Source organism: Bacteroidia bacterium (assembly GCA_019695265.1).
Classification (GTDB): Bacteria; Bacteroidota; Bacteroidia; order JAIBAJ01; family JAIBAJ01; genus JAIBAJ01.
In genome coordinates this window covers 37,661-60,798 of sequence record JAIBAJ010000002.1, presented here as the reverse complement: position 1 = coordinate 60,798, position 23,138 = coordinate 37,661, and the positions used below count along the sequence as shown (strand labels likewise).

Below are 23,138 nucleotides of genomic sequence, written 5' to 3'. Positions count from 1 at the left end.
AAACTATGAATTCCTACTACTTGGCAAAACTCGTTTTCAAAATTGAGGTTCAAAATAATAAGGACGTCCAACAATTTGACGAACAATTTAGGATATTTACTGCTCCTACCCCAGGTTTAGCTTTATCCAATGCTCATTTAATCGGCAAAAAGGAAGAATCAACCTTTTTGAATTCCAACAAAAACCTGGTTTCCTGGATTTTTATCGGAGTTTCTGAACTTACATCCCTTCAAACCTTAAGCAACGGAGGTTTGATTTTTTCACAAACTCATGAAACCTACCATCCGGAAGGCTACCTTCAAATGGTACAACAAAAAAACAATGGGCTTGAGTTGTTTACATCCATCAGCCTTTAACCATTCCTGTCCGATTTAGCTTAATTAAACCAGTTATTAAAAAAATAGTAAACATTTACACCGATACAATAACAAAGTCCAGTTAATGAAAAGCATGACATCCAAAAGTTCACAGTGGAAGTATTTTATACCTTGGTGGCTAGGTTGGACCATTATATGGGTTTTTGTTTGGCATAGAACCGGGCTCAATTGGGAGCAAAGTTTTTACCCGGCACTAATACTACATTTCTTACTGGCATTAACTAATTATATAACCGGACAAATAGCTAACTTTATTAATATCGGAAAAAAAAACATTCTCTTCCAATTAACCGGAAACCTCTTAATTAGCTTTTTAATCCTAACAAGTTTTATTCAACTTTCCCTTGAAACTCAGGTACTGTTTGCGCTTCCTAAAATCGAATTCGCCCCATGGATACCATTCATTTGGGTTTATTCCTTACTTATGTTAATGACCATCAGTTTATGGACAATTTTTTCCGGTTTACTTAAGAATCAGGAAGAAATTTCTCATCGCCAGCTTCTTACCGAAGAACTTGCAAAAGAAGCTGAATTGGCAAACCTTCGGCAGCAATTACAGCCCCATTTTCTCTTTAATAGTCTAAATTCCATTTATTCCTTAATTGGTAATCAGCCACAAACCGCAAGAGAAATGATTCTGAAACTATCGGATTTCTTACGTGGAACTCTTAAAAAGGATGAAAACCAATTGGTTGAATTCCAAGAAGAATTAAACCAGGTAAAACGGTATCTGGAAATTGAAAAACACCGTTTTGGAAATAGACTGGATGTCAGATTAAAATGCGCTGATGAAACCCTTTCTTTGCTAATTCCACCATTATTGCTTCAACCGGCAGTAGAAAATGCAGTGAAATTCGGAATTTACGATACCATTGCCCAAACCCAAATAGAAATAAGTGCGGAAAAAGACGGACCATACCTGATAATTCGAATAATTAATTCATTCGATTCCGAAACTACTAACCCTAAAGCCGGAACTGGTTTCGGATTAAAGTCCATTCAACGGAGGCTATTCCTTCTATTTTCTCGCTCCGATTTGCTCGATATTCAGGTTAATGAAAATACCTTTCAAACGATACTCACCATACCTCAACAACTATGATAAAAACAATTTTGATTGATGATGAGCCTCTAGCCAGGGAACTTATTAAGGAATTTTTGGCTTCTTTTCCGGAATTTGAGGTGATAAAGGAATGTAACAATGGGTTTGAAGGCGTAAAAGCTATCCAGGACTTACAGCCACAATTGGTATTCCTTGATGTTCAAATGCCTAAAATAAACGGATTTGAAATGCTTGAATTGCTCGATTTTAAACCAAGTGTCATTTTCACAACTGCATACGACGAATATGCCTTTCAAGCTTTTGAAGCTCAGGCAATTGACTACCTGCTAAAACCAATTGGAAAGGAAAGATTCAACAAGGCCATTCAAAAATGGAAATCTACCCAACAAGCAATTGAAATTGAGCCAGAAATAAAGCATAATCATTTGAGTCATGCTGAGGAAACTAACCGAATAGTAGTAAAATTTGCAGGAAATATTAAAATTATTCCCATTCAAGAAGTTCTGTATTTGGAAGCTTATGATGATTATGTAAAGATTCACACCAAGGATGGGGTTTTCTTGAAAAAAAAGACACTCCAACATTTCGAAAACATCTTAAGCAAACAAGATTTTGTACGAGTTCACAGATCTTATCTGGTTCAGTTAAAGGCCATTAACAAAATTGAAACCATGGAAAAAAACAGCCATATCGCCTTGCTGATTAATAAAGATAAAATTCCACTTAGTAGAACAGGATATCAGGAAATAAAGTCAGTTCTTGGACTATAATAAATACTTAAAATTACATTATTTATAAAAAATAATTCCTGTAAACTGTAGAAAAAATATTAAAATTATAAAAGCATAAAATATTAACTCATTCATTCTAAAGAAGTCTATCTTCACCAATCCTTTATATTTTATTATACTTATCATGCGGGCCCCCTTCGCCCTACTATCTATTTGCTAAACCCAAACCAACTTGCATGGGCGTTCGGGTCACGCTATCGGCTGTAGTCCGCGCCAACTCCGCTAAACGCTGCGTTGGCTTGGAGCTACTTGCCTCTATCGTTGCCCGAGTCGAAACCTCAGCCTGAAATTTCTTTACCAAACTATTTTGAAGTCAAAAATTGTTCTGAAACACTTGTATTTGAAACAATTGTAAGCCGTAATTGAATTCTATTGCAGATTTTAGGTTAAATTACTTGAGGTTTTGTAAAGAAGTCAGTAATCTGATGCTGCTAATTGTTATTCCGAAATATGGCAATATCTTCACTGTTTCCGACACACTTAACTGGCACTTTCTGTATAAGCTACCCATCTATAGTTCTCAACTAAGAAATACTACTTTTTTCGTATTGATTTTTTTTTAATTCCGGTTGAATTTTGCACCAACAATCTAATTCAACATGAAAAAATCAACTATTCTTTTTTCCTGCCTTTTAGGACTTTCCTTGCTTAATTCCTGCAAAAAGGACGAGGACGAAAACACCACACCCACTGCATCAGAACCCAAAGCCGGTAGTACCTGGGTTTTACGTATGACCGATCTTAACGAGGACGGAAGCATTGAATCCACAATGGATTTTCATTTACTAGCCTCAGACACTAGCATTCAAGGAAGCAACTGGTTAAAACTGACTCGTACAGAAGACCAGGCGGTGGTATCCTATTTCCAAAAAAGATCGGATGGTTGGTGGAAAATTAACCCGGGTACTTCGACACCAACTTTATGGATAAAAGATCCTGCGGTGGTAGGAGAAAGCTACACCACCTTGGTTACTGACGGAAGTGTAGACACGATGAAGGTTGTGGCTGTGGACCAATCCATAACCGTTGCTGCAGGAACTATTTCCAACTGCTTAAAAATTGAAAATTACGATACCAATAGCCTCGAAGGAGTAAATTATTTCAATTCCAATCAAGGTATTTTTATTTACCAGGAAGAATATGATGAACATACCAACGGTAACCCAGGCATGTTTACTGATTACAAAATGGAATTGGTAAGTTTTAACCCTTAGTTTGTGACATTCCAAAATCACTCCACTAATTCATATTATAAATTTTAATCAAAACAGAAAACACTCGAACAGAAGTAAAGTATCTTCTATTTTTTATAAGCTTTTCTTCCATTTCAGCGTTCCGGAAAGCACCAATGGTGATGTTTGAAATACAGCAGTTGCTTCATTACAGAACTGGAAACAACCTGCTTATTCCGGAATAAATAAAGGAAATGCTTCATTGTATCTATTTAGAAACGAATGAAGCATTTCCTTTTTCTTTTTTTGGCTTAAAGCACTAAACTCCTTAGCAAGTCCGGGTATTCGCTGTAAATATTCCTCCAGATTATCCGTAGTAAACTCGACGGTTTTACCTGTATTATAATCCAACAACATCTTCTTAATTTCTGTAGAAGGAACATAGGTAACACCTCCCATGTAGGGAGTTCCAGGGTAAAATCCATTATTATTTACCGGTACATAAGTAGTAATAGTAGCCACAAATTGACATAGGCTACCAATGGTCATTATGCGATGAAATGATCCTTGAATTTGAATATATACATTCCCATTGCTACAATACCCCCAAACCTTATCTGTCAATATTCGATTAATGTGTAAATTATATGAATAAACCAACTCCTTTTGCTCCAGAACATTTTTTAAGAAATCTTCTTCTTCAGAATTAAAGTCACTTAAAACACTGTCGGCCGGCAATGGGTCGTTGGCCCTAAAGTCATTAATAACCAAATAGATACCTTCGAGAAATTCAAAATCGCCATTCCATTCAACTTTAGTTCGCTCTCCGCTATAATATTGATTGAATCCTTGGAAGGGAAACAACATAAAAGCCCATAGAAATAGTATAATTCTCACTTGCCAAATATACAAACAAGGTGAACCGGTCAAAATCAAAAAATCGACTGAAGCAACCAAAAAATCCATTCGACAATAAAAACCGGAGATAGACGGAATCCTTTAATGTAACAGGAAATGGGCGAAAATTAGGATAACCTTTTATTTCAGAAGGAAGGAGTTAATATTCATAAAACACGGAACCTCCGGGTCTTTGTGCATGAACCAATTTATTAAACCAACCACGGATTTACATTAAATGGAGTTAACACTTAAGTACATAAAGGAATTGACACAAAACAACCAAAAATAACTTGAAAAACATCAAGTCTATGCACGGCAATTGGGTTTTGCACCTCGGGCAACGATAGAGGCAAGTAGCCCACAGGACACCGACGGCGTTAGCCTAGGGGGACGAGGACTACAGCCGAAAGCGTGACCCGAACGCCAGGCACTCTATTCGGGGATTGGCACATTTTTAGGATGGCGGAAGGGGGCCCGCATCCAACTTAGAAATAGATAAAAAACTAGTCAAAAAGAAGAAAGAAAACGACGGGAGAACAGTGATAGAACTCAATAAATAGCATGTAAAGTGTTAAAACCCGACACGATGAACCTTTAAAGTTTAATGAAGAATGAAAATTTAAGCAGTTTTGACCGACAAAATTAGAAAAATGTAATTGTTGGAATGGTTATAATGATTAGATTTGCACATTACCGAAAAAGTGCAGAAAAACCTTAGATATATTTCCCTTCTGTTAATCTGTTTATGGGCATACAGACCAATTGCCTATTCACAAATTAACAATCCGGCAACTTGTTGTGATTATACCCCTTGGAAGCATTACCAATTAATTCAATTTAAGAATGAAAACGGGAATGCATCCGTTGCAGGTGCGCCACATATTTTTTATATAAACACCCAAGCTTTGATTGCTGCGGGAAAATTACAGGCTAACGGAAATGATCTTCGATTTTTAGATTCTCCCTGTGGAAATCCTTTACCATTTTGTATTGAAAGTGGAATAAACACGACACAGACAGAGATTTGGATAAGTTTACCATCCATAGCTTCAGGTGCGACTTTAGACATTTATATGTATTATGACAATGCGGCTGCTCCTTCCGGGACAAATTGCAATGCATTTTTTTCGACCAGTTTAACTATTTCATCGAATCAGACTTTAAGTGGTGTTCAAAACTATGATCGAATTACGGTGAATGCCGGGGTTACAGTTAGTTTAAATCCTCAGCAACCATTGGTTTTTAATGGAAAAAAAATCAATATTTTAGGTAATATTGATGGGAATGGGAAAGGTTATGGACCAGCGAGCGGTCCGCCCGGACCACCAGCCGGATTGGGATTAGGAGGTGATGGGTTTTCTACGATTGGAGGCGGAGGCGGAGGATATGGTAATTTTGGTGGACGAGGAGGGATTTCGACTCCATCGAATGCAGGACAACCATATGGAACGGCGAATGCCAATGATATCGATATGGGATCAGGAGGAGGAGGTTCTGAATGTCCGGCATCGGCAGCGGGAGGTGGTGCTTTTACCGCAACAGGATTGGTTATCAATGTGAATGGGAACATTTCGATGAATGGGCAAAATGCGACCGGCTGCAATGATCCCCAAAAAGAAAGTGAAGGAGGAGGATCGGGAGGAGGTGTATTATTGCAAGGTATTTACATTAATGGAACAGGGACAATAACCTGCAAAGGTGGTAATGGTGCAAGTTCTGTGAATGTGGAAGGAGGAGGAGGAGGCAGTGGGGGACGTGTTAAACGATTTTATACCGTAAGCAATGGTCCGGGATTAGGAATTGACGTTGGATTTGGCAATGCCGGAACCGGAGGACAACCCAATATGACCAATGGACAGACAGGAACCAATGTATCCTTACAAACACCCGGAATAGCCACGACCATATCGGGTACAGAATTTCAGGTAAGTCCGGTACCTGTTGCTGACTTTACTACTCCAGGAGGAATTTGCGAAAATTCGGCAGCAGCTTTTGTAGACAATAGCACAGTTAGTTTAGGTAGTATTCAGTCGTATGACTGGGATTTTGGAAGCTTAACGATTCATTCAGGGTTACAGAATCCTGTAATTAATGTAACCAACTGCGGTCAAATTACAGTTACCTTAACCGTAAATACGGATGGTGGATGTATGGCAAGTACGAGTAGGATTTTAGATGTAACCGGATTACCCGATTTAACGGTAACCCAATCATCTCCATGCGAAGGAGCTCCTGTTGTATTTGATGAAACAGTATTTTTCACCGGAGGATGTACAGACACCTACAGTGTTAGTTATGATTTTGGTGATGGTTCACCTGTTCAAAACGGATCTGATTTATCGCATACCTATGCTTCGGCAGGTCAACAAAACTATTCAGTAACGGCAACAACTCCATCCGGATGTTCGGTTACCAGGACCGGAACAGCGACTGTTTATGCCAATCCAACCGTAAGTTTCACGACTTCTACTACAGGAGGTATTGGACAATGCCCAAACTCACTCATCAGTTTTCAAAGCACCTCCACTGTGCCAACACCATCCACCATTGCAAACTATACCTGGGATTTTGGGGATGGAACAAATCCATTTGGGACCGGACAAATTACCTCACATCCTTATTTAGCCAGCGGTACTTACAATGTTACCTTATCGGTAGTTACTATTGAAAGCTGCCCCGGTAGTGTAACACAGCCGTTGACCATTTATCCCAACCCGATACCATCATTTATTTACGACACTTCATGTATTGGAACACCAACAAATTTTTATAATACAACACCTACTGATCCTGCCATGACCTTTAGATGGCAAATCAATCCTCCAGGAGGCCTATATACAACAGCTAATGCTTCTCATACATTTTCGAGTAATACCAATTGCACAGCAGTTTTAACTATTGTAGACGGAAATCAATGTAGTGCATCTTATTCCGAATCAATCTATGTTCAACCCTTACCGGTAGCAAATTTTACTACTCCGGTTCCAATTTGTGATCCTCAGGATAATGCCATATTCACCAATACCACTATTCCAGCAATTGGAACCACCCAAACCTGGTCGTTCGGAGATGGAACCTTTTCGGTAGCTCATGATCCGGTTCATAATTACTTAGGTCCAGGAACCTTTACTGTTACATTGGATGTTGTTGCCGGCCTTTGTACATCTACGGTTACCAAAGATGTAGTTGTATCTGAAAAGCCAACCGCTAGTTTTACGGTTTCTTCATTGGATTTATGTCAAGGAACACCCATTACATTTATAGATAATTCAACCAATCCCAACGATGTAATTACCCTAAGGGAGTGGGATTTTGGAGAGCCACCCATTGCGACGGTCCAAGACCCTGTGTATAATCCAGTTCATGCTTATATAGGATCAAAACCTGATACAGGATTTATGGTTCGATTGATTGTTGAGAATTTTTCACAGTGCAAAGACACTATGATACAAGAGGTGAAAATTTATCCTCTACCTATTGCCAGTTTTACATCACCAGATGTTTGCGACAAAGTACCTATGATTTTTGAATCAACCTCCACCATTAGTTATGGCAGCATTAATTCATATTTATTTGATTTTGGAGATAATACTACATTTAGTGGGGATTCTACCAGCCATTTATATCCTGCCGCAGGTACCTATGCCACAACATTAACGGTAATTTCGGATCAGGGCTGTATTGGAATGGCAAATACTCCGGTGGAAGTGAATCCGATACCACAGGCTGATTTTGTGATGGATGATGATGAAGGATGTGATGTACACACCGTTCGATTCTCTAGCGGATCTTCACCAATCAATCCTCCTCATCAAATCATCGATTATTTCTGGGATTTTAGCAATGGAAATACATCGGACGATTTAGCACCAGGACCCGAAGATTTCCCAACAGGCTTGTATGATATTACCTTAATTGTTAAAAGCATTGATGGTTGCATAGATACATTGGTTGCGGCAGATGCGGTTACGGTTCATCCATTGCCTACTGCAGATTTTTCAACAGACAAAGAAACGGTTGGAATTTTGAATCCTTCTGTAATAATTGTAAATGAGAGTTTAGGCTGGAATTCATGTACTATCGATTATGGAGATGGGAATACTGACAATTTGAACGATTTAATTGAACATATTTATAACGATACAGGAATGTATCATTTGTTTCTAACCGCAGTAACTGAATTTGGATGCTTAGATACAATTTCAAGGTATGTTCATGTGGTTCCGGACTTTGCCTGGTATATTCCGAATGCATTTACACCTAATCATGATTTGAAAAATGAAATTTGGGGAGGGAAAGGAATGGCAATAAAGACCTACGAATTACAGATTTTCAACAGGTGGGGAGAAGAAATATTCAGGTCAAAAAATCCTGAAGAAACATGGGATGGGTCAGTAAGGGATTTTAAGAATTCGAGTGAAGGGAAGATGATCAAGCAGGATATTTATGTTTACAAGGTTAACATATTGGATAACAACGACATGCGTCATATATATACCGGAAAACTGTATGTTTATCCGGATACAGAGAAAAAACTGACAAAATAATTTAGTTTTTTCGTTTCAAATTCACATGGAATTACACTATCATTTAGGCATAAGTAGTATACTTGCGCCATGGTAAATATTATAGGAAAATCGAACTCAGTTTTCAATCAATTCCTTGCAGAAATAAGGGATGAGACTATTCAAAAAGATCGGATGCGGTTTAGAAGAAACATTGAACGCATTGGAGAAGTATTAGCCTATGAGATTAGTAAGGAATTTGCCTATGAAACCACAGAAGTGAATACTCCGCTCGGAATTGCCAATATTGAATTAGCGAAAGAGCAGCCGGTAGTAGCTACCATATTAAGAGCCGGACTTCCCTTGCATCAGGGAATTCTTAATTATTTTGATCAGGCAGATAACGCCTTTATTTCGGCATATCGTAAACACCACAAGGACGGAAGTTTTGAAATTAAATTAGAATATGTTTCAAGTCCAAACCTTGACAACAGGGTTTTAATTTTAACCGATCCTATGCTTGCAACCGGAGCTTCCTTAGTTCTAACCTACAAAGCCTTGCTTGCGAAAGGAAAACCTAAGCATACCCATTTAGTATGTGTAATTGCAAGCACAGAAGGAATTAATTATGCCAAGAAAAACTTACCGTCAAATGTGACCATTTGGGCAGGAGCAGTGGATGACGAACTTACAGCCCATGGATATATAGTTCCAGGTTTGGGAGATGCAGGAGATTTAGCCTTTGGTGTGAAAGAATAAACTTATTTTTCGGAATTAGTGTTAATTGTTATGGAGAAAACAACCAATAACGATTCGTGTCCGTTAAATTTGTAGTATTAAACATGCTGGAAAATATTCTTAAGATTCTATTTGTAGGCTTTATGAGTGCCGTAAAATTTATTACAGCAGCACCATTGGCTACCGCCTATGGATTTAATTATTTTGAAACGCTCGCTATCACTGCCATTGGTGGAGTATTAGGTGTATCTGTATTTTTTCAAATCAGCAAAGCAGCTCTTCAGGCAATTATTAAAGCCAAAAAGAAAAAAGAACTAGAGAAGCAAAGCAGGGAGGCATTACAAGGGAAAATAACTACAATAGATAAAAAGAGAATTTTCACCTGGAAAAATAAGATTATTGTAATGACCGTTCGAAAATTTGGTTTACCAGGAATTGCACTAATAACCCCGGTTATATTATCCATTCCCTTAGGAACTTTTATTGCCTTTAGGTACTTTCATAACAAAAAGAAAGTTTTTACCTATTTAAGTATGGCAGTCATTTTTTGGGCAATAGTACTTTCCTCACTTACCTTGATATTTTAGATTTCAAAAACCAAGTTAGTCAAGCATGAGGCATTTAGCTATAATTCTTGTAATTTTTATGTTTGCCGGTTGCGGGTCGGATGACTATGTACCACCGGGCCGGCCTGAAGATTATAAAGACCCATTAGTTAAGGCCAACAGGGTTGTAACCAAGAACGAAGCCCTCCAAATTGATCAATACATTCAAAGAAGAGCATGGAAGATGACCCAAACCGGGACAGGTTTAAGGTATGAAATTTATCAGGAAGGGAAAGGAAATTTAGCCCAGCCCGGACAGAAGGCATCTATCAGGTACAAACTTTATCTTTTAGATGGAACCCTTTGCTACGATTCGAATAAGGATGGGGTAAAAACTTTTGAAATTGCCCATGGAGGAGTTGAAAGAGGATTAGAGGAAGGAATTTTATTTATGAAAAAAAATTCCAAGGCTAGGTTTATACTACCTTCGCACCTCGGATGGGGGCTGCCTGGAGATGGCAATAAAATACCAATGAAGGTCGCCCTAGTTTATGACATTGAATTAGTTGATTTAAAATAGTAAAACAATAATGAAAAAAATCTTCCTTTTAGGAATAGCAGCTGCAGTAACCTTTTCCTCATGTAAAAACTCAAAATATTCTGGATTTGATGAATCTGAAACCGGTTTATTCTATCAGTATCACAACCACGATGAAGATGCCAAAGCACCATCGGTAGGAGATATCATTACCCTTCAGCTTGTATTAAAAAATTCTACAACAGATTCTGTTCTATTTGACTCCAGAAAATTCAAAAACGTGCAAAAATTCCCAATGCCGGAAAGCAAATATGCAGGTAGCATTGAAGAAGGATTTGCCATGCTTAATGAAGGAGACAGCGCCACCTTTATTGTAAACGCAGATTCATTTTATAAACATTCGAGCAGAGCACCTAAACCTAAATTTTTTAAAGAAGGGGATGCTTTGAAATTTGATATTAAAATGGTGAAAGTTGAAACCCAAGAAGAATATCAAAAACAAATGCAAAAAGAAATGGCCGCAATGGCATCTCTGGAAGCAGGCAAAATTGCCAGTTATGTTTCTTCAAAAGGTATTAAGGAAAAGCCAGACCAAAATGGAATTTACACCATTATAACAAAAGAAGGTAAAGGTGCTACTCCTCAAGATGGTGATAGTATTACAGTACATTATGAAGGTACATTTCTAGATGGACAAGTGTTCGATAGCAGTTTGAAAAGAAAAAAACCAATTGGATTTAGACTTGGCAGACAAGAAGTTATACCAGGGTGGGAACTTGCATTTTCAAAATTGAAAAAAGGAAGTAAGGCAACATTAATTATCCCTTCTAAATTGGCATATGGTGATGGCGGAGGACAATTACCTCCATTTGCTACTTTAGTATTTGAGGTGGAATTATTGGAAATAAATAAAAAATAAAAGTACTTTGGTTCGTCTCCTTGGTTTACTTTTTATCATTTTGCTTGGTTTTAATTCCTGTAAAACCAAGCAAAACTTAGTTTTAACCGAAGCTAAATCCAATACGAGTTCCAAACGGGAAATCAACAAGGAGTATCAATTAAAATCAGGAGTAAAATATACCTTAACCTCCCTAGGTGATGGGCCCAAGGTTCATTCAGGAGATGAGGTATATTTCCATTATTTGGGCAAATTAAGTACAGGAAAGGTTTTTGACAATAGTAGGGAACGTTACCAACCAATCGGAATTAAAATAGGTAGCGGATTAATAATTAAAGGATTAGAACAAGCCCTACTTGAAATGTATAAAGGAGATAAGGCTATTATTACCATACCTCCGAACTTAGCCTATGGAAACAAAGACTTGGAAGTAATTCCCCCTAATTCAACTTTAGTATTTGAACTTGAACTTGTTGAAGTAAAACCTTACAAACCTTACACTTATCAAGCCATTCAGGGTGATACCCTTCGAACAAATTCCGGATTAAGGTATATTGTTTTAAAGGCAGGTAATGGCAATCCTATTTTACCAAAGCAAAAAGCCATGGTAAACTATGCAGGATTTTTATGGGATGGGACCAAATTTGATTCAAGTTATGATACAGGAATTCCGTACCATTTTACCGTAGGAACCGGTGAGGTTATTCAAGCTTGGGATGAGATTCTTCCGTTAATGAATAAGACAGAAAAAGTCAGAATTATAGTACCTCCTCATTTGGGATATGGAGATAAAGGTAGCCCACCAGAAATACCTCCGCATTCCAGATTAATTTTTGATATTGAATTACTAGAAATAAGCAATTAGTCTTGAGGTTTATTTAATTCAGACCAAATTTTATCTTTTAGTTGCTGAATACCCTGACCGGTATGAGAAGAAATAAAAACATATTGAATGCCTCTGGGGAGGTCCTTTTTCAATAATTTTTCAAGTTCTTCATCCAAGAGATCGGATTTGGAAATAGCCAAAATCCGAGTTTTATGAAGTAACTCAGGATTATACAATTTCAATTCCTTTTCAAGAATTTTGTATTCCTTCTTAATGCTTGGAGAATCGGCCGGCACTAAAAACAAGAGCAGGGAATTTCGTTCGATATGACGCAAGAATCTTGTTCCCAAACCTTTTCCTTCGTGAGCTCCTTCAATAATACCAGGGATATCGGCCATAATAAATGAACGGTAATCCCTGTATTTAACAATACCAAGGTTAGGTACCAGGGTAGTAAAAGGGTAATTGGCAATTTCCGGTTTAGCCGCGCTTACAACACTTAGAAGAGTTGATTTTCCGGCGTTTGGAAATCCAACCAATCCTACATCTGCCAATACTTTTAGTTCTAGGATATTCCAATCTTCCCGACCGGGTTCACCGGGTTGAGAAAAACGAGGAGTTTGACGAGTTGCTGTTTTGAAATGATTATTTCCTAATCCACCTCTTCCTCCCGGGGTCAAAATTCGCTCTTCACCATCAACAGTAATTTCGAAATACACTTCATCCGTTTCAGCATTTTTAGCTACAGTCCCAAGAGGAACTTCAAGAATAATATCCTTACCATCCTTTCCGGTTTTGAGCATACCCTTTCCACTTTCTCCCGGTTCAGCTATAACATGCTTCATATATTTCAAATGAAGTAAAGTCCATAACTGGGCATTACCTTTAAGAATAATGTGACCTCCACGCCCTCCATCTCCACCATCAGGACCGCCTTTTGCAGTTAATTTATCGCGGTAGAAATGCGTACTTCCTCCCCCACCCTTGCCACTGCGGCAACAAATTTTCACATAATCAACAAAGTTGGAAGCCATAAGAAGTTATTAAAGTGTACTAGTAACCTATTTGGTCACAAATTCTAGAAAAAATATCCTCAATACTTCCAATTCCATTGATACCACGAAATTTCGATTGTTTTGAGTAAAAATCCTTAAGAGGAGCTGTTTTTTTATTATACTCTTTTATTCGATTATGAATAATTTCTTCATTTTGATCATCAGGCCTTCCGCTATCCTTTCCTCTTAGTAATAATCTTTTTACCAGCTCAGACTCAGGGACTTCAAGGGCTATCATCATGGCAATTGAAGTACCTTTTGATTCCAAAAACAAGTCAAGAGATTCGGCCTGAGCTGCTGTTCTTGGAAAGCCATCGAAAATAAAGCCCTTAGGCCTTGCATGCTTTTGAACTTCGCTTTCCAGCATCCGAATTGTTACATCGTCAGGAACTAATTCTCCTTTATCCATATAACTTTTAGCAAGGTTGCCAAGAGGAGTTTCGTTTTTAATATTGAATCTAAAAACGTCTCCTGTGCTTAAATGAACTAAACCATATTTTTTAATTAGATTCTCGCTTTGTGTGCCTTTGCCTGCACCTGGAGGTCCGAATAATACGATGTTTAACATGAAGAGGGGTTATTCTGGGTCAATTACATAAATATCTCGAAGATTACGACCTAATCCATCGTAATCCATTCCATATCCAACAATAAAGTCGTTTGGAATTTTTATTCCGACATAGTCGATTGCGAAATTTCGTTTAAAGGCTTCCGGTTTAAATATTAGGGCGGCTACGCTAACGGAGGCAGGATTTTTCTCTTTCAACTCTTCCAGCAAGGCATCAACGGTAGCTCCAGAATCAATAATATCTTCCAGAATTACAATATTCCTTCCTGCAACATCTTCTGTTAATCCGATTAAACTTTTCAATTGTCCACTTTCTGTTCCTGAGTAGGATGCCATTTTAACAAAAGAAATTTCGCATTCATTATTAAAATGCTTAATCAAATCGGCAGTAAATAAAAATGCACCATTTAAAACAGAAAGAAAAAGCGGTTTCTTATCACCCAAATCCCTGTTTATTTCATCGGCCATGTCTTTAATTACACCCAATATCCTTTCCTCACTAATTGCAGGTTTAAATCTAGAATTGTGAATATAAATAGGCTTATCCTTCATGAATCTTAAAGTCTGCGAAGATAATAGAATAAAGTCCCGAGAATCTAAAACTTTTTGTTTCTTTCCTCCTGTTCAATAATCTTTCTAATTCGTTTTTGTTTTTGTTGTTCCAAGTTTTCATCGCTCTTTTCAATAGCAAACTTAACTGCTGAAAAAAGGAAAACAATAATAATCACAGCAATAACAGATAACATGGCAAAAACCCGGTATTTTTGATACCTCTTTTTTAGTTTTCGCCTTAAATTGGATGGCTTTCGGTATTTAACCTTGTTTTGAAATTTAAACCTTTTTGCCGTATTTTCAGATGCTCTTACACGCGGTCTTCCATCCGATTCCAATTCTTTGGCCTCTTCATTTTCTTTGTCTGAAACCATAGTTCGGAATTATGACCAAGATGGATTAGGATTTAAATTGCCGGTTAATTTAAGAACCACAGCCAATAAAACCATTAACCCCATGGCTACAGCAAATCCTATCGATAACTTTTTATAAAATGCAGCATCATGCTGCAATTTTAAACTCTTAATAATATTGAAAATTGCATTCTCAGATCGGTGAAATGCACTTTCACTTTTAACAATATAGTCAAACGCACCATACCTCATAGTATTCACAGCTACATCAATTTTTTCTTGACCGCTGATCATAACAACTTCGGTTCCTGGTAATTCCTTTTTAATTGCCTTGAGAACCTCTAAGCCATTTTTTGCCTTTGCATTAACACTGTTTAATTCATAATCTAAAAATACCAATTCCGGTTTTAATTCCGACAACTTCGACAAGGCGTCCTCTCCGGTTTGGAATGTAAAAAATTCAAATTTTGTTTTAGAACTTAGATGGTCCTTAAACATCTCCAATTGAAACGGGTCATCATCGACCAAAAAAACTCGTTTAATTTCTGACATAATGCTATCTATTTATCTTTTGAATTTGGACAAAACTACAATTAAAAAGTATATATTATATTCAAGAATTTCTAACCAGGCTTCCCCCCCCTAGAAATAGCTATAGGTCATTACCATTTAACTTAACTTTTTATTGGATAATAGCCACAAAAAGGAATACCTTAAATAAAGCCAATAGTACATCCCATTGTACAAAGGACTCTTGTAAAAACCATCTTTAAGGGCAAAATACCAATATAGATTTGCTAATCTAAAACTAGCCGGATTATCTTTCAATTTATTTTTCAAAAAACGCACATAAGCTTTCGGAATCAAAGAGTTTGCCACTAAGGAATTATTTCCTTCACTAAACAAGTTTAAACGGAATTTAATTATTGCTGCAATTTGTTTCAATTCATCCAATCTCTTTATCAATCCTGTTGAAATTTTGGATTCCGGATCCGATAATTTCAAATCAAGTAACCAATGTCCATCCGTTTCAAGCAAACCATTCAATATGGTAAATTCTACCGCTTTATCAATTGAAACCAAGGGAATATGTCCCAATTGGGTTTGACAAGAATCTAATTTATCCAAGAAATACCCTGCATCAAAATTTTCTACCGGAAAGGCCACAGGTCTAATATGTATATCAATACCTACATTTTCCTTTGAAATAAAACCAATCGAATTTTTCCTCAGTAACTTAACATGTTCCAGTTTCTTTTTTGGAATGAACCCTGCCTTTATTAATATTCGACTAGTTTTCTCAAGGTCATGTTCATTGATTAAAAGGTCAATGTCATTCATAGGACGAGTGCCTAAAGAAGGATATACCTTAAGTACAAATACCAACCCTTTTACAAACCCATGTTGAACCTGATTTTCAGAAAGTATCTTACTGACTTCAACCCCATTTTTTATCATTCGGGTGTTATGGAAGAGCGTTCTCTTATAAACTCCCTGAAACCTATCTGAAATGGGATGGTCCTTAAATTTTGATTTATGCCTAAACCATAAATAAGGTAAAAGCCTATACTCCGTATGCGAAAATTCCTTTTCGAAATCCTGATGGTTAACCCAACTACAGAATAGGGAATACGATTTCTCATCCTCCTGCTCCAAACCAGCCTTTAAAAGTAAAATTTGATCTTCCCTATTGAATTGTGGCATTAATATTTCAAAGTTTGGCAAAATTAATCCAGTAATTGAATTAGCAAGACTAAATTCATTTCCACTCCATTCCTTAACAAACGAATATATCTTTGCAGCGATTAATCATGGTAAATAGCATTTGGAACTGGGTTAAAAAAAACAAAGCACTAGTTTTAGGAACTAGTCTGATCTATTTCCTGATCTCACTCTATAATATTAGAGAATTAACTCTAAACGAAGACATTTCAGCCTTCGTCCCTCAAGACTCTACCACCATACAAGCAACCAAGTTGCTATCCGAAAGCGGATTTTCAGATAAAATAATTGTTCTAATAGAGGATAGCACTAGCGAAGACCATTTAATTCAGGTTGGAGATTCGGTATTTGAAAAGCTTCAACACAATGCTTTTAAAAATCTTATCAGAAAAATAGATTACAAAGCCCCGGATACCTTATTAGAGGCCTACCTCGATTTCTTTTATCGCAATTTGGTTTTCCTAATTCCTGACTCAAATTATTCTGCCTTCTCTCCTTTACTTACCGATACCGGAAGTCATAGGCTTTTAGCCGATCTTAAGGAAAAAATTCAAAATCCATTTTCCATTTTTTCAACCCAACACCTAGGACAGGATCCTGTTGGTTTGCAAACTATTGCCTGGAAATTATTGAAGAATATTCAGCCTGATGGTAATTTTGAAATAGTGGATGGAAGAATTCTAACTAAAGATCACCATAACCTGATACTTTTCATAACCCCCAATTACCCTTCTAATAATACTCAGAAAAATGGGGAATTAGTCGATCTCCTTGAAAAAGAATTTTCAATTTTCCCTGCCTATATTTATGGAGGTCCTGTAGTAGCAGTTTCCAATAGTCGCCAAATGAAAAGGGATACCTTATTCACATCCATTTTAGCGATTGTTTTAATTCTTGGAATAATGATTTGGTACTTCAGATCTATTCGAATTCCCTTGTTACTTTTTACACCTGTTTTATTCGGAGCAATATCATCTTTGAGCCTACTAGGAATTTTTGTTGGAGAAATTTCAGTTATTGCCATAGCTGCCGGTAGCATAGTTTTAGGAATTGCAATTAATTATTCCTTGCATTTCTTGACTCATTTAAAGCATGAGCAATCCATACCAAATACCTTGAGTGAAATAGCAAGACCAATGTTGGTAGGTTGTATAACTACTGCCGGAGCCTTTTTTGCATTAACCCTGGTTAAATCTCAAGCATTACAACAGTTAGGAATGTACGCAGGACTGGCACTTATTCATTCCGCCATTTTTACTTTATTGGTCTTTCCCTTATTAGTTAAAGAGAAACAATCCTCCAATGCTTCCAACCTATTAACGTCATGGCTGGAAATACCTTTTGAAAAAAACAAATTTATTTTGATTTCAGTTCTGGGTTTTACCATTCTCTTACTCTTTTTCTCTGATAAAGCTGGATTTGAAAAGGATTTAATGAAAATGAATTTCCTGGATGAAAAAACTCATTTAGCCGAATTAAAATTAGAAACAATTAGCTCCAATTCCATCAAGAATCTATTTGTTGCCAATTCAGGTGCCACTCTACAAGAGGCTTTAGAAATAAATGAAAGACTGAATAAAAAAATCGAAGAGGCTCCATTCAATAAACTAATTCAACAAGCAATTACTCCAAGTTCTTTGATACCATCCTTGAGCAAACAAACTGAAAAAAGAAGAAGTTGGACAAATTACTGGAACAAGGAGAAATTGGTTTTGGTACGAAAAAACCTAGAATCACAGGCTAGGATTCTGGGATTCAAACCTAATTCTTTCGAGGTGTTTTTGAATAACTTGGCTTCACCGCCAAAGGCCATGGACGAGAAGGATATCAAATGGGTTACGACCGCCTTTTTTAATGACTTTATTTTCGAAAAAAACGGAAATTTCTATTTAATAAATCAAATAAAATCTTCACCTGAAAATCGGGAAACACTAACCGAAAAACTTATTGAATCTAATTCAGGAATTGTTTTAGACAAGCAACACCTAACCAAGCAATTCATCCAACTCGTTAGTTCAGATTTCAACACCATTATCTTCACTGCCGGAGGATTAGTATTTTTTGTTTTACTATTAAGTTATGGCCGAATAGAACTTACCCTAATTAATTTCTTGCCGATGGTTTTAAGTTGGATTTGGCTCTTAGGAATTATGGGTATTTTTGGCCTTAAATTTAATATTGTAAACATTATTATTGGTACTCTGCTCTTTGGCTTAGGAGATGATTACAGTATTTTTGTTTTAGGTGGTCAACTGGAAGAATTCAAAACAGGAAAAAAAGTTCTAACCTCCTTTAAGTCGTCCATCTTCTTATCGGCTCTTACCACTTTAATTGGCGTTGGTGTTCTAATTTTTGCCAAACATCCGGCCTTAAAAAGTATAGCTTTAGTTACCATTATTGGTATGGTAGGCGTTTTGATTATTTCTTTTACTATTTCCCCTTTTCTATTTAGAATATTAGCCTTGGATAGAAAGGACAAAAACTATCTTCCTTACACTGCCATTTCTTTTATTTTATCCTTTATTGCATTCTTTTACTTTCTAATAGGATGTACCATTCTAAATGTCATTGGAGCTATACAATTCAGATTGTTAAGACAAACCTCTTCCAGGTCTAAGTTTTTTTTCCACCAATGTCTTTCTTGGTTTACAGGTAGTTTAGTATACCTAATGGCAAATGTTAAGAAGAAAATTATCAATCAATCCAACGAAACCTTTGAAAAACCGGCAATCCTAATAAGCAACCATCAAAGTTTTTTGGATATTCTTACCATTCAAATGTTATCACCAAGAATGATCTTATTGACTAATGAATGGGTTTGGAATTCTCCGTTTTTTGGCACATTCATAAAATACGCCGATTATCTGCCGGTTGCTGATGGCATTGAAAACAACATTGAAAAATTAAAAGCAATTGTAGATCAAGGATATAGTATTCTTGTATGGCCGGAAGGAACTAGAAGCCCAACCGGCAAAATGAAGCGTTTCCATAAAGGTGCATTTTTACTAGCCAAAGAACTTCAATTGGATATTATTCCAATCATTACCCATGGTACCGGTTACACCATGAGCAAAGGAGATTTTTTATTAAAAAACGGAGAAATTACCTTGAAGATAATGCCAAGGATTAAGGCAAAAAAGGAAAAAGAAACCGATATTGGAATGGATGATTTTGGTGAATTACCGGCCGATTTAGCTAAAAATATCGGAAAGTGGTTTAGAAATAACTACGCTAATCTGTGTTATGAATTAGAAACTCCAAGGTTTTACAAAGAAAAACTCATTAAGAATTACATTTATAAAGGACCTGTGTTGGAATGGTACGCAAGAATAAAAATACGCCTGGAAGACAACTATACTCCTTTTCACAAATTAGTTCCTCTTTCCGGAAAAATTACCGATATTGGTTGTGGTTACGGATTTTTAACCTGGATGCTTTCATTCCTTTCACCAGAAAGAAAACTAATTGGATTGGATTATGATGAAAGTAAAATCGAAGTTGCTTCTAACATTTCTACCACCAGTGAAAATGTGAGCTTTAAATCTGCAGATATTGTAAAGGAGGATTTGGAAAATTCCGATGTATTCATCATGGCTGATGTACTTCACTACCTAACACCCGATGAACAAAAGCTTGTACTCCAGAAAATGTTCTCCAAATTAAATCCTAATGGATTGATTATCATCCGGGACGGTGATTCTGATTTATTGAAAAGACAAAGGGGAACCTGGCTAACCGAGTTTTTCTCGACTACCATTTTTGGCTTTAACAAAACCCAAAACAGTTTGCATTTTATTTCTGGAAATTGGCTCCTAAACTTCGCTCTCCTAAATGGTTTTTCGGTAGATGTATTAGATACTACCAAACTAACCTCCAATAAAATTTGGATATTAAAACCACTTCCTAATTTTACCTGATTTTTGCGAATTTTCAATTCCATGTATTTGCTACTTTTATCCATTCAAAGTCAACCACCATGGATCCACTAAAAGACCCAGCAGTATTATTTATTCCAGGTTTTATTTTCCTAATCCTTTTGGAATTGTATTTTGATTGGAGGGACAAACTCAAATTACATGATCCTAAAGATAGTTTTGCCTCTATTGGAATGGGTATAGGTTCCTTGCTCATTGGCTATTGGGTAAAAGGGGCTGCCTTCCTATTATACAGTTTGCTTTACGAATACAGGCTTTATGATATTCCTTTTGTTTGGTGGAGTTGCTTACTTTTATTCTTAGGAGACGATTTTACCTTCTATTGGCACCACCGCTTAAGTCACGAAATACGCCTTCTTTGGGCCGCTCATATAAATCATCATTCTTCTGTAAATTATAATTTGGCAGTTGCTTTAAGACAAAGTTGGACTGAAATCCTTTACAAATATGTTTGGTGGTGTTGGATGCCCTTGCTTGGTTTCCATCCAATTTGGATCATGTTTATGATGCAATTGAGTTTAATTTATCAATATTGGATTCATACCAAAACTATTAAAACATTGGGACCTTTAGAATGGATTTTCAATACCCCCTCTCACCACCGGGTTCACCATGCCAGCAATGTTAGGTACTTGGATAAAAACCATGCCGGTATTCTTATTATATGGGATCGATTATTTGGAACCTTTCAGGAAGAACGTGATGACGACCCGGTTAAATTCGGCATCACCAAAAACATACATACTTATAACCTTATCAAAATTGCCTTTCATGAATATGGAGACATTTGGAAAGACATGGAAAAAGCGCCAAACTTTTTATCCAAACTAAAATATATGTTCATGCCACCCGGATGGAGCCATGATGGAAGTACCCAAGTAGCGTCCAAATTACAAAAAAACCTTCCTTCCGGTCAAACCTAATTAAGTTTACTTAAAAAGTTAATCGTCCTTAATCGACTATAACTAATAATACCTTTTAGGCGGGCCCCCTCCGCCCAACTATTTGTTTACCAAATCCTTAACTACTTGCATGGGCGTTCGGGTCACGCTATCGGCTGTAGTCCTCGTCCCCCTAGGCTAGCGCCGTCGGTGTCCTGTGGGCTACTTGCCTCTATCGTTGCCCGATGCGCTACCTATCCTTGTAAAAACATACCCAAATGGTAACTATACCTATCCTCTTCTGCAAAGGGAAACATCGCCAAACTTCAACCCAACTGCCATGGTTTTCTAAACTCCGGGAAAACCAAGGAACTAAAAATAAGTATGAAATGCGGCAGGTAATAACTTTAAACTAAAGCTGCAGTTCCGGCTAAAGTCAAGATCTAATTATCAAACCAAATGAAAATAATGCTAAGAACATTAGGTAAAAGTCAAGCGATTAGTTGTAGTAAATGATTCATTATATCTGGTATATTAAAAGCTTCCCGGCTTCACGCAAATTCCCATTATACCAAACCATAAATAGTTCCAGGATAACATTTTACAATCCCTTTTAGTTCCAAATTAAATAAGGTGGAAGATGTTTGACTTAAACTTTTTCCAATTTTCAAGGACAGGATATCCATTTTAAGTTTACCATCCAGCTTTAAGGTGTTCCAAATTTGTTGTTCAACTTCATCTAATTCAACAAACAATTGCTTTTGAATAGGTTTGGTATTCTGATTGTCTAATCTCCAGCCAAGAATATCAGCAATTTCTTTGGAAGACTCCACCATTTTTGCTTTCCCCTTTTTAATCAAATCATTACAACCCGCCGAAAATGGGTCAATGGATCTTCCGGGAAATGCCATAACATCCCGTTTAAATTCTGAGGCAAAATTGGCAGTAATTAAAGCCCCACCGGAAGCACCAGCCTCCATAACAAGCACCGCATCTGTCATGGCTGCTACAATTCTGTTTCTATCCGGAAAATTATTGGGGTCTATGGATGTTTTACTCGGATATGCGCTCAAAACTCCTCCGTTCTCCATCATTTTCTCCGCAATGGGTTTATGCAACGATGGATAAAGTGTATCTAAACCATGCCCAACAACTCCAACTGTTTGCAAACCAATATCCAATGCCGCTTTATGCGCTGCAATATCAATACCATAAGCTAATCCACTTAATATTAATGGTTGGAATGGAGCAAGTTCCTCAACAATTTTTGAAGTCATCAATTTGCCGTATTCTGTTGCATTCCTAGTTCCAACAATTGAAATAACTCTATCTGAATTGAGTTGTAAATTTCCTTTACCAAACAATAGAACCGGACTATCGTCCAACTCTTTTATTCGGCGTGGATAATTTTCATCCAAAAAATAGTAGGTTTGAATATCATTTTTCTCAATAAACTTCAGCTCCTTTTCAGCCCTGGGAAGCAAATCATCTTTAAAAATCCCTGAAATATGATTGTCTCTAATCCCGGGAATTTTTGCCAGGATGGATTTTTTTGAACTGAAAATTGGAGCCACACCTCCTGAATAAGCAATTAATTTTCTTGCAGTTACAGGACCTACTCCTTCTATCATTGTGATAGCGATCTTATATAATAAATCGTTGTTTAACAAAGGCGTAAAAGAATTATATTATTTTCGTGGCCGCGAATTTAACATATTT

At 36.9% G+C, this 23,138-nt stretch carries 20 protein-coding genes; 12 read left to right on the top strand and 8 right to left on the bottom strand.

The genetic code is table 11. From position 1 onward, the window contains the following. Positions 1 to 5: 5 nt before the first annotated feature. From K1X82_00795 to K1X82_00780, 4 genes are all read left to right on the top strand, one after another. The gene (locus tag K1X82_00795) at positions 6 to 356 is read left to right on the top strand and encodes a DUF4288 domain-containing protein (protein ID MBX7180623.1); all 351 of its coding nucleotides are present in this window, start codon (positions 6 to 8) and stop codon (positions 354 to 356) included. Positions 357 to 441: 85 nt separating this feature from the next. Beyond that, positions 442 to 1,479, top strand: a complete 1,038-nt coding sequence (locus K1X82_00790) for a histidine kinase (GenBank protein MBX7180622.1) — start codon at positions 442 to 444, stop codon at positions 1,477 to 1,479. Continuing rightward, positions 1,476 to 2,210 carry a LytTR family transcriptional regulator DNA-binding domain-containing protein gene (locus K1X82_00785; GenBank protein MBX7180621.1) on the top strand — a complete coding sequence of 245 codons (735 nt, stop codon included), beginning with the start codon at positions 1,476 to 1,478 and terminating at the stop codon, positions 2,208 to 2,210. Before K1X82_00790 ends, K1X82_00785 begins: the two co-directional genes overlap by 4 nt. 620 nt (positions 2,211 to 2,830) lie before the next feature. Beyond that, a complete protein-coding gene (locus K1X82_00780; protein ID MBX7180620.1) occupies positions 2,831 to 3,445 on the top strand; it encodes a hypothetical protein in 615 nt (204 codons plus the stop codon). A 189-nt stretch (positions 3,446 to 3,634) separates the two neighbouring features. Here K1X82_00780 and K1X82_00775 read toward each other — a convergent pair whose 3' ends face one another. Then, positions 3,635 to 4,300, bottom strand: coding sequence for a hypothetical protein (locus K1X82_00775; GenBank protein ID MBX7180619.1), 666 nt, complete (start codon positions 4,298 to 4,300; stop codon positions 3,635 to 3,637). Positions 4,301 to 5,004: 704 nt separating this feature from the next. Here K1X82_00775 and K1X82_00770 point away from each other — a divergent pair. The 6 genes from K1X82_00770 (at position 5,005) to K1X82_00745 (ending at position 12,392) form a co-directional block, all read left to right on the top strand. Further along, positions 5,005 to 8,850, top strand: coding sequence for a DUF2341 domain-containing protein (locus K1X82_00770; GenBank protein MBX7180618.1), 3,846 nt, complete (start codon positions 5,005 to 5,007; stop codon positions 8,848 to 8,850). Between the two features lie 69 nt (positions 8,851 to 8,919). Next, the gene (gene upp / locus K1X82_00765) at positions 8,920 to 9,567 is read left to right on the top strand and encodes a uracil phosphoribosyltransferase (protein MBX7180617.1); all 648 of its coding nucleotides are present in this window, start codon (positions 8,920 to 8,922) and stop codon (positions 9,565 to 9,567) included. Between the two features lie 56 nt (positions 9,568 to 9,623). Continuing rightward, a complete protein-coding gene (locus tag K1X82_00760; GenBank protein ID MBX7180616.1) occupies positions 9,624 to 10,133 on the top strand; it encodes a hypothetical protein in 510 nt (169 codons plus the stop codon). A 25-nt stretch (positions 10,134 to 10,158) separates the two neighbouring features. Next, entirely contained in the window at positions 10,159 to 10,671 is a 513-nt protein-coding gene (locus K1X82_00755) for an FKBP-type peptidyl-prolyl cis-trans isomerase (GenBank protein ID MBX7180615.1), read from the top strand. A gap of 10 nt (positions 10,672 to 10,681) precedes the next feature. Then, positions 10,682 to 11,548, top strand: a complete 867-nt coding sequence (locus tag K1X82_00750; protein MBX7180614.1) for an FKBP-type peptidyl-prolyl cis-trans isomerase — start codon at positions 10,682 to 10,684, stop codon at positions 11,546 to 11,548. 7 nt (positions 11,549 to 11,555) lie between these two features. Next, a complete protein-coding gene (locus K1X82_00745) occupies positions 11,556 to 12,392 on the top strand; it encodes an FKBP-type peptidyl-prolyl cis-trans isomerase (GenBank protein ID MBX7180613.1) in 837 nt (278 codons plus the stop codon). Here the strand turns inward: K1X82_00745 and obgE are convergent. The 6 genes from obgE to K1X82_00715 form a co-directional block, all read right to left on the bottom strand. After that, on the bottom strand, positions 12,389 to 13,387 hold the full coding sequence (gene obgE, locus K1X82_00740) for a GTPase ObgE (protein ID MBX7180612.1): 999 nt from the start codon (positions 13,385 to 13,387) through the stop codon (positions 12,389 to 12,391). The genes K1X82_00745 and obgE overlap by 4 nt on opposite strands. Before the next feature lie 19 nt (positions 13,388 to 13,406). Further along, positions 13,407 to 13,976 (bottom strand): adenylate kinase, encoded by a 570-nt coding sequence (locus tag K1X82_00735; GenBank protein ID MBX7180611.1) that lies wholly within the window; start codon positions 13,974 to 13,976, stop codon positions 13,407 to 13,409. 9 nt (positions 13,977 to 13,985) lie between these two features. After that, complete coding sequence (hpt, locus tag K1X82_00730) at positions 13,986 to 14,528, bottom strand: hypoxanthine phosphoribosyltransferase (GenBank protein ID MBX7180610.1); 543 nt, start codon at positions 14,526 to 14,528, stop codon at positions 13,986 to 13,988. A gap of 44 nt (positions 14,529 to 14,572) precedes the next feature. Next, complete coding sequence (locus tag K1X82_00725; protein ID MBX7180609.1) at positions 14,573 to 14,902, bottom strand: hypothetical protein; 330 nt, start codon at positions 14,900 to 14,902, stop codon at positions 14,573 to 14,575. 9 nt (positions 14,903 to 14,911) lie between these two features. Beyond that, positions 14,912 to 15,433, bottom strand: coding sequence for a response regulator (locus K1X82_00720; GenBank protein ID MBX7180608.1), 522 nt, complete (start codon positions 15,431 to 15,433; stop codon positions 14,912 to 14,914). A gap of 117 nt (positions 15,434 to 15,550) precedes the next feature. Beyond that, positions 15,551 to 16,585: a nucleotidyltransferase family protein gene (locus tag K1X82_00715; GenBank protein ID MBX7180607.1), complete on the bottom strand. Its 1,035-nt coding sequence runs from the start codon at positions 16,583 to 16,585 to the stop codon at positions 15,551 to 15,553. 107 nt (positions 16,586 to 16,692) lie between these two features. Here K1X82_00715 and K1X82_00710 point away from each other — a divergent pair, with 107 nt between their 5' ends. After that, positions 16,693 to 20,520 (top strand): MMPL family transporter, encoded by a 3,828-nt coding sequence (locus K1X82_00710; protein ID MBX7180606.1) that lies wholly within the window; start codon positions 16,693 to 16,695, stop codon positions 20,518 to 20,520. 59 nt (positions 20,521 to 20,579) lie between these two features. Beyond that, on the top strand, positions 20,580 to 21,461 hold the full coding sequence (locus K1X82_00705) for a sterol desaturase family protein (protein MBX7180605.1): 882 nt from the start codon (positions 20,580 to 20,582) through the stop codon (positions 21,459 to 21,461). A 524-nt stretch (positions 21,462 to 21,985) separates the two neighbouring features. Here K1X82_00705 and dprA read toward each other — a convergent pair. After that, a complete protein-coding gene (dprA, locus tag K1X82_00700; GenBank protein ID MBX7180604.1) occupies positions 21,986 to 23,050 on the bottom strand; it encodes a DNA-processing protein DprA in 1,065 nt (354 codons plus the stop codon). Positions 23,051 to 23,138 lie beyond the last annotated feature (88 nt).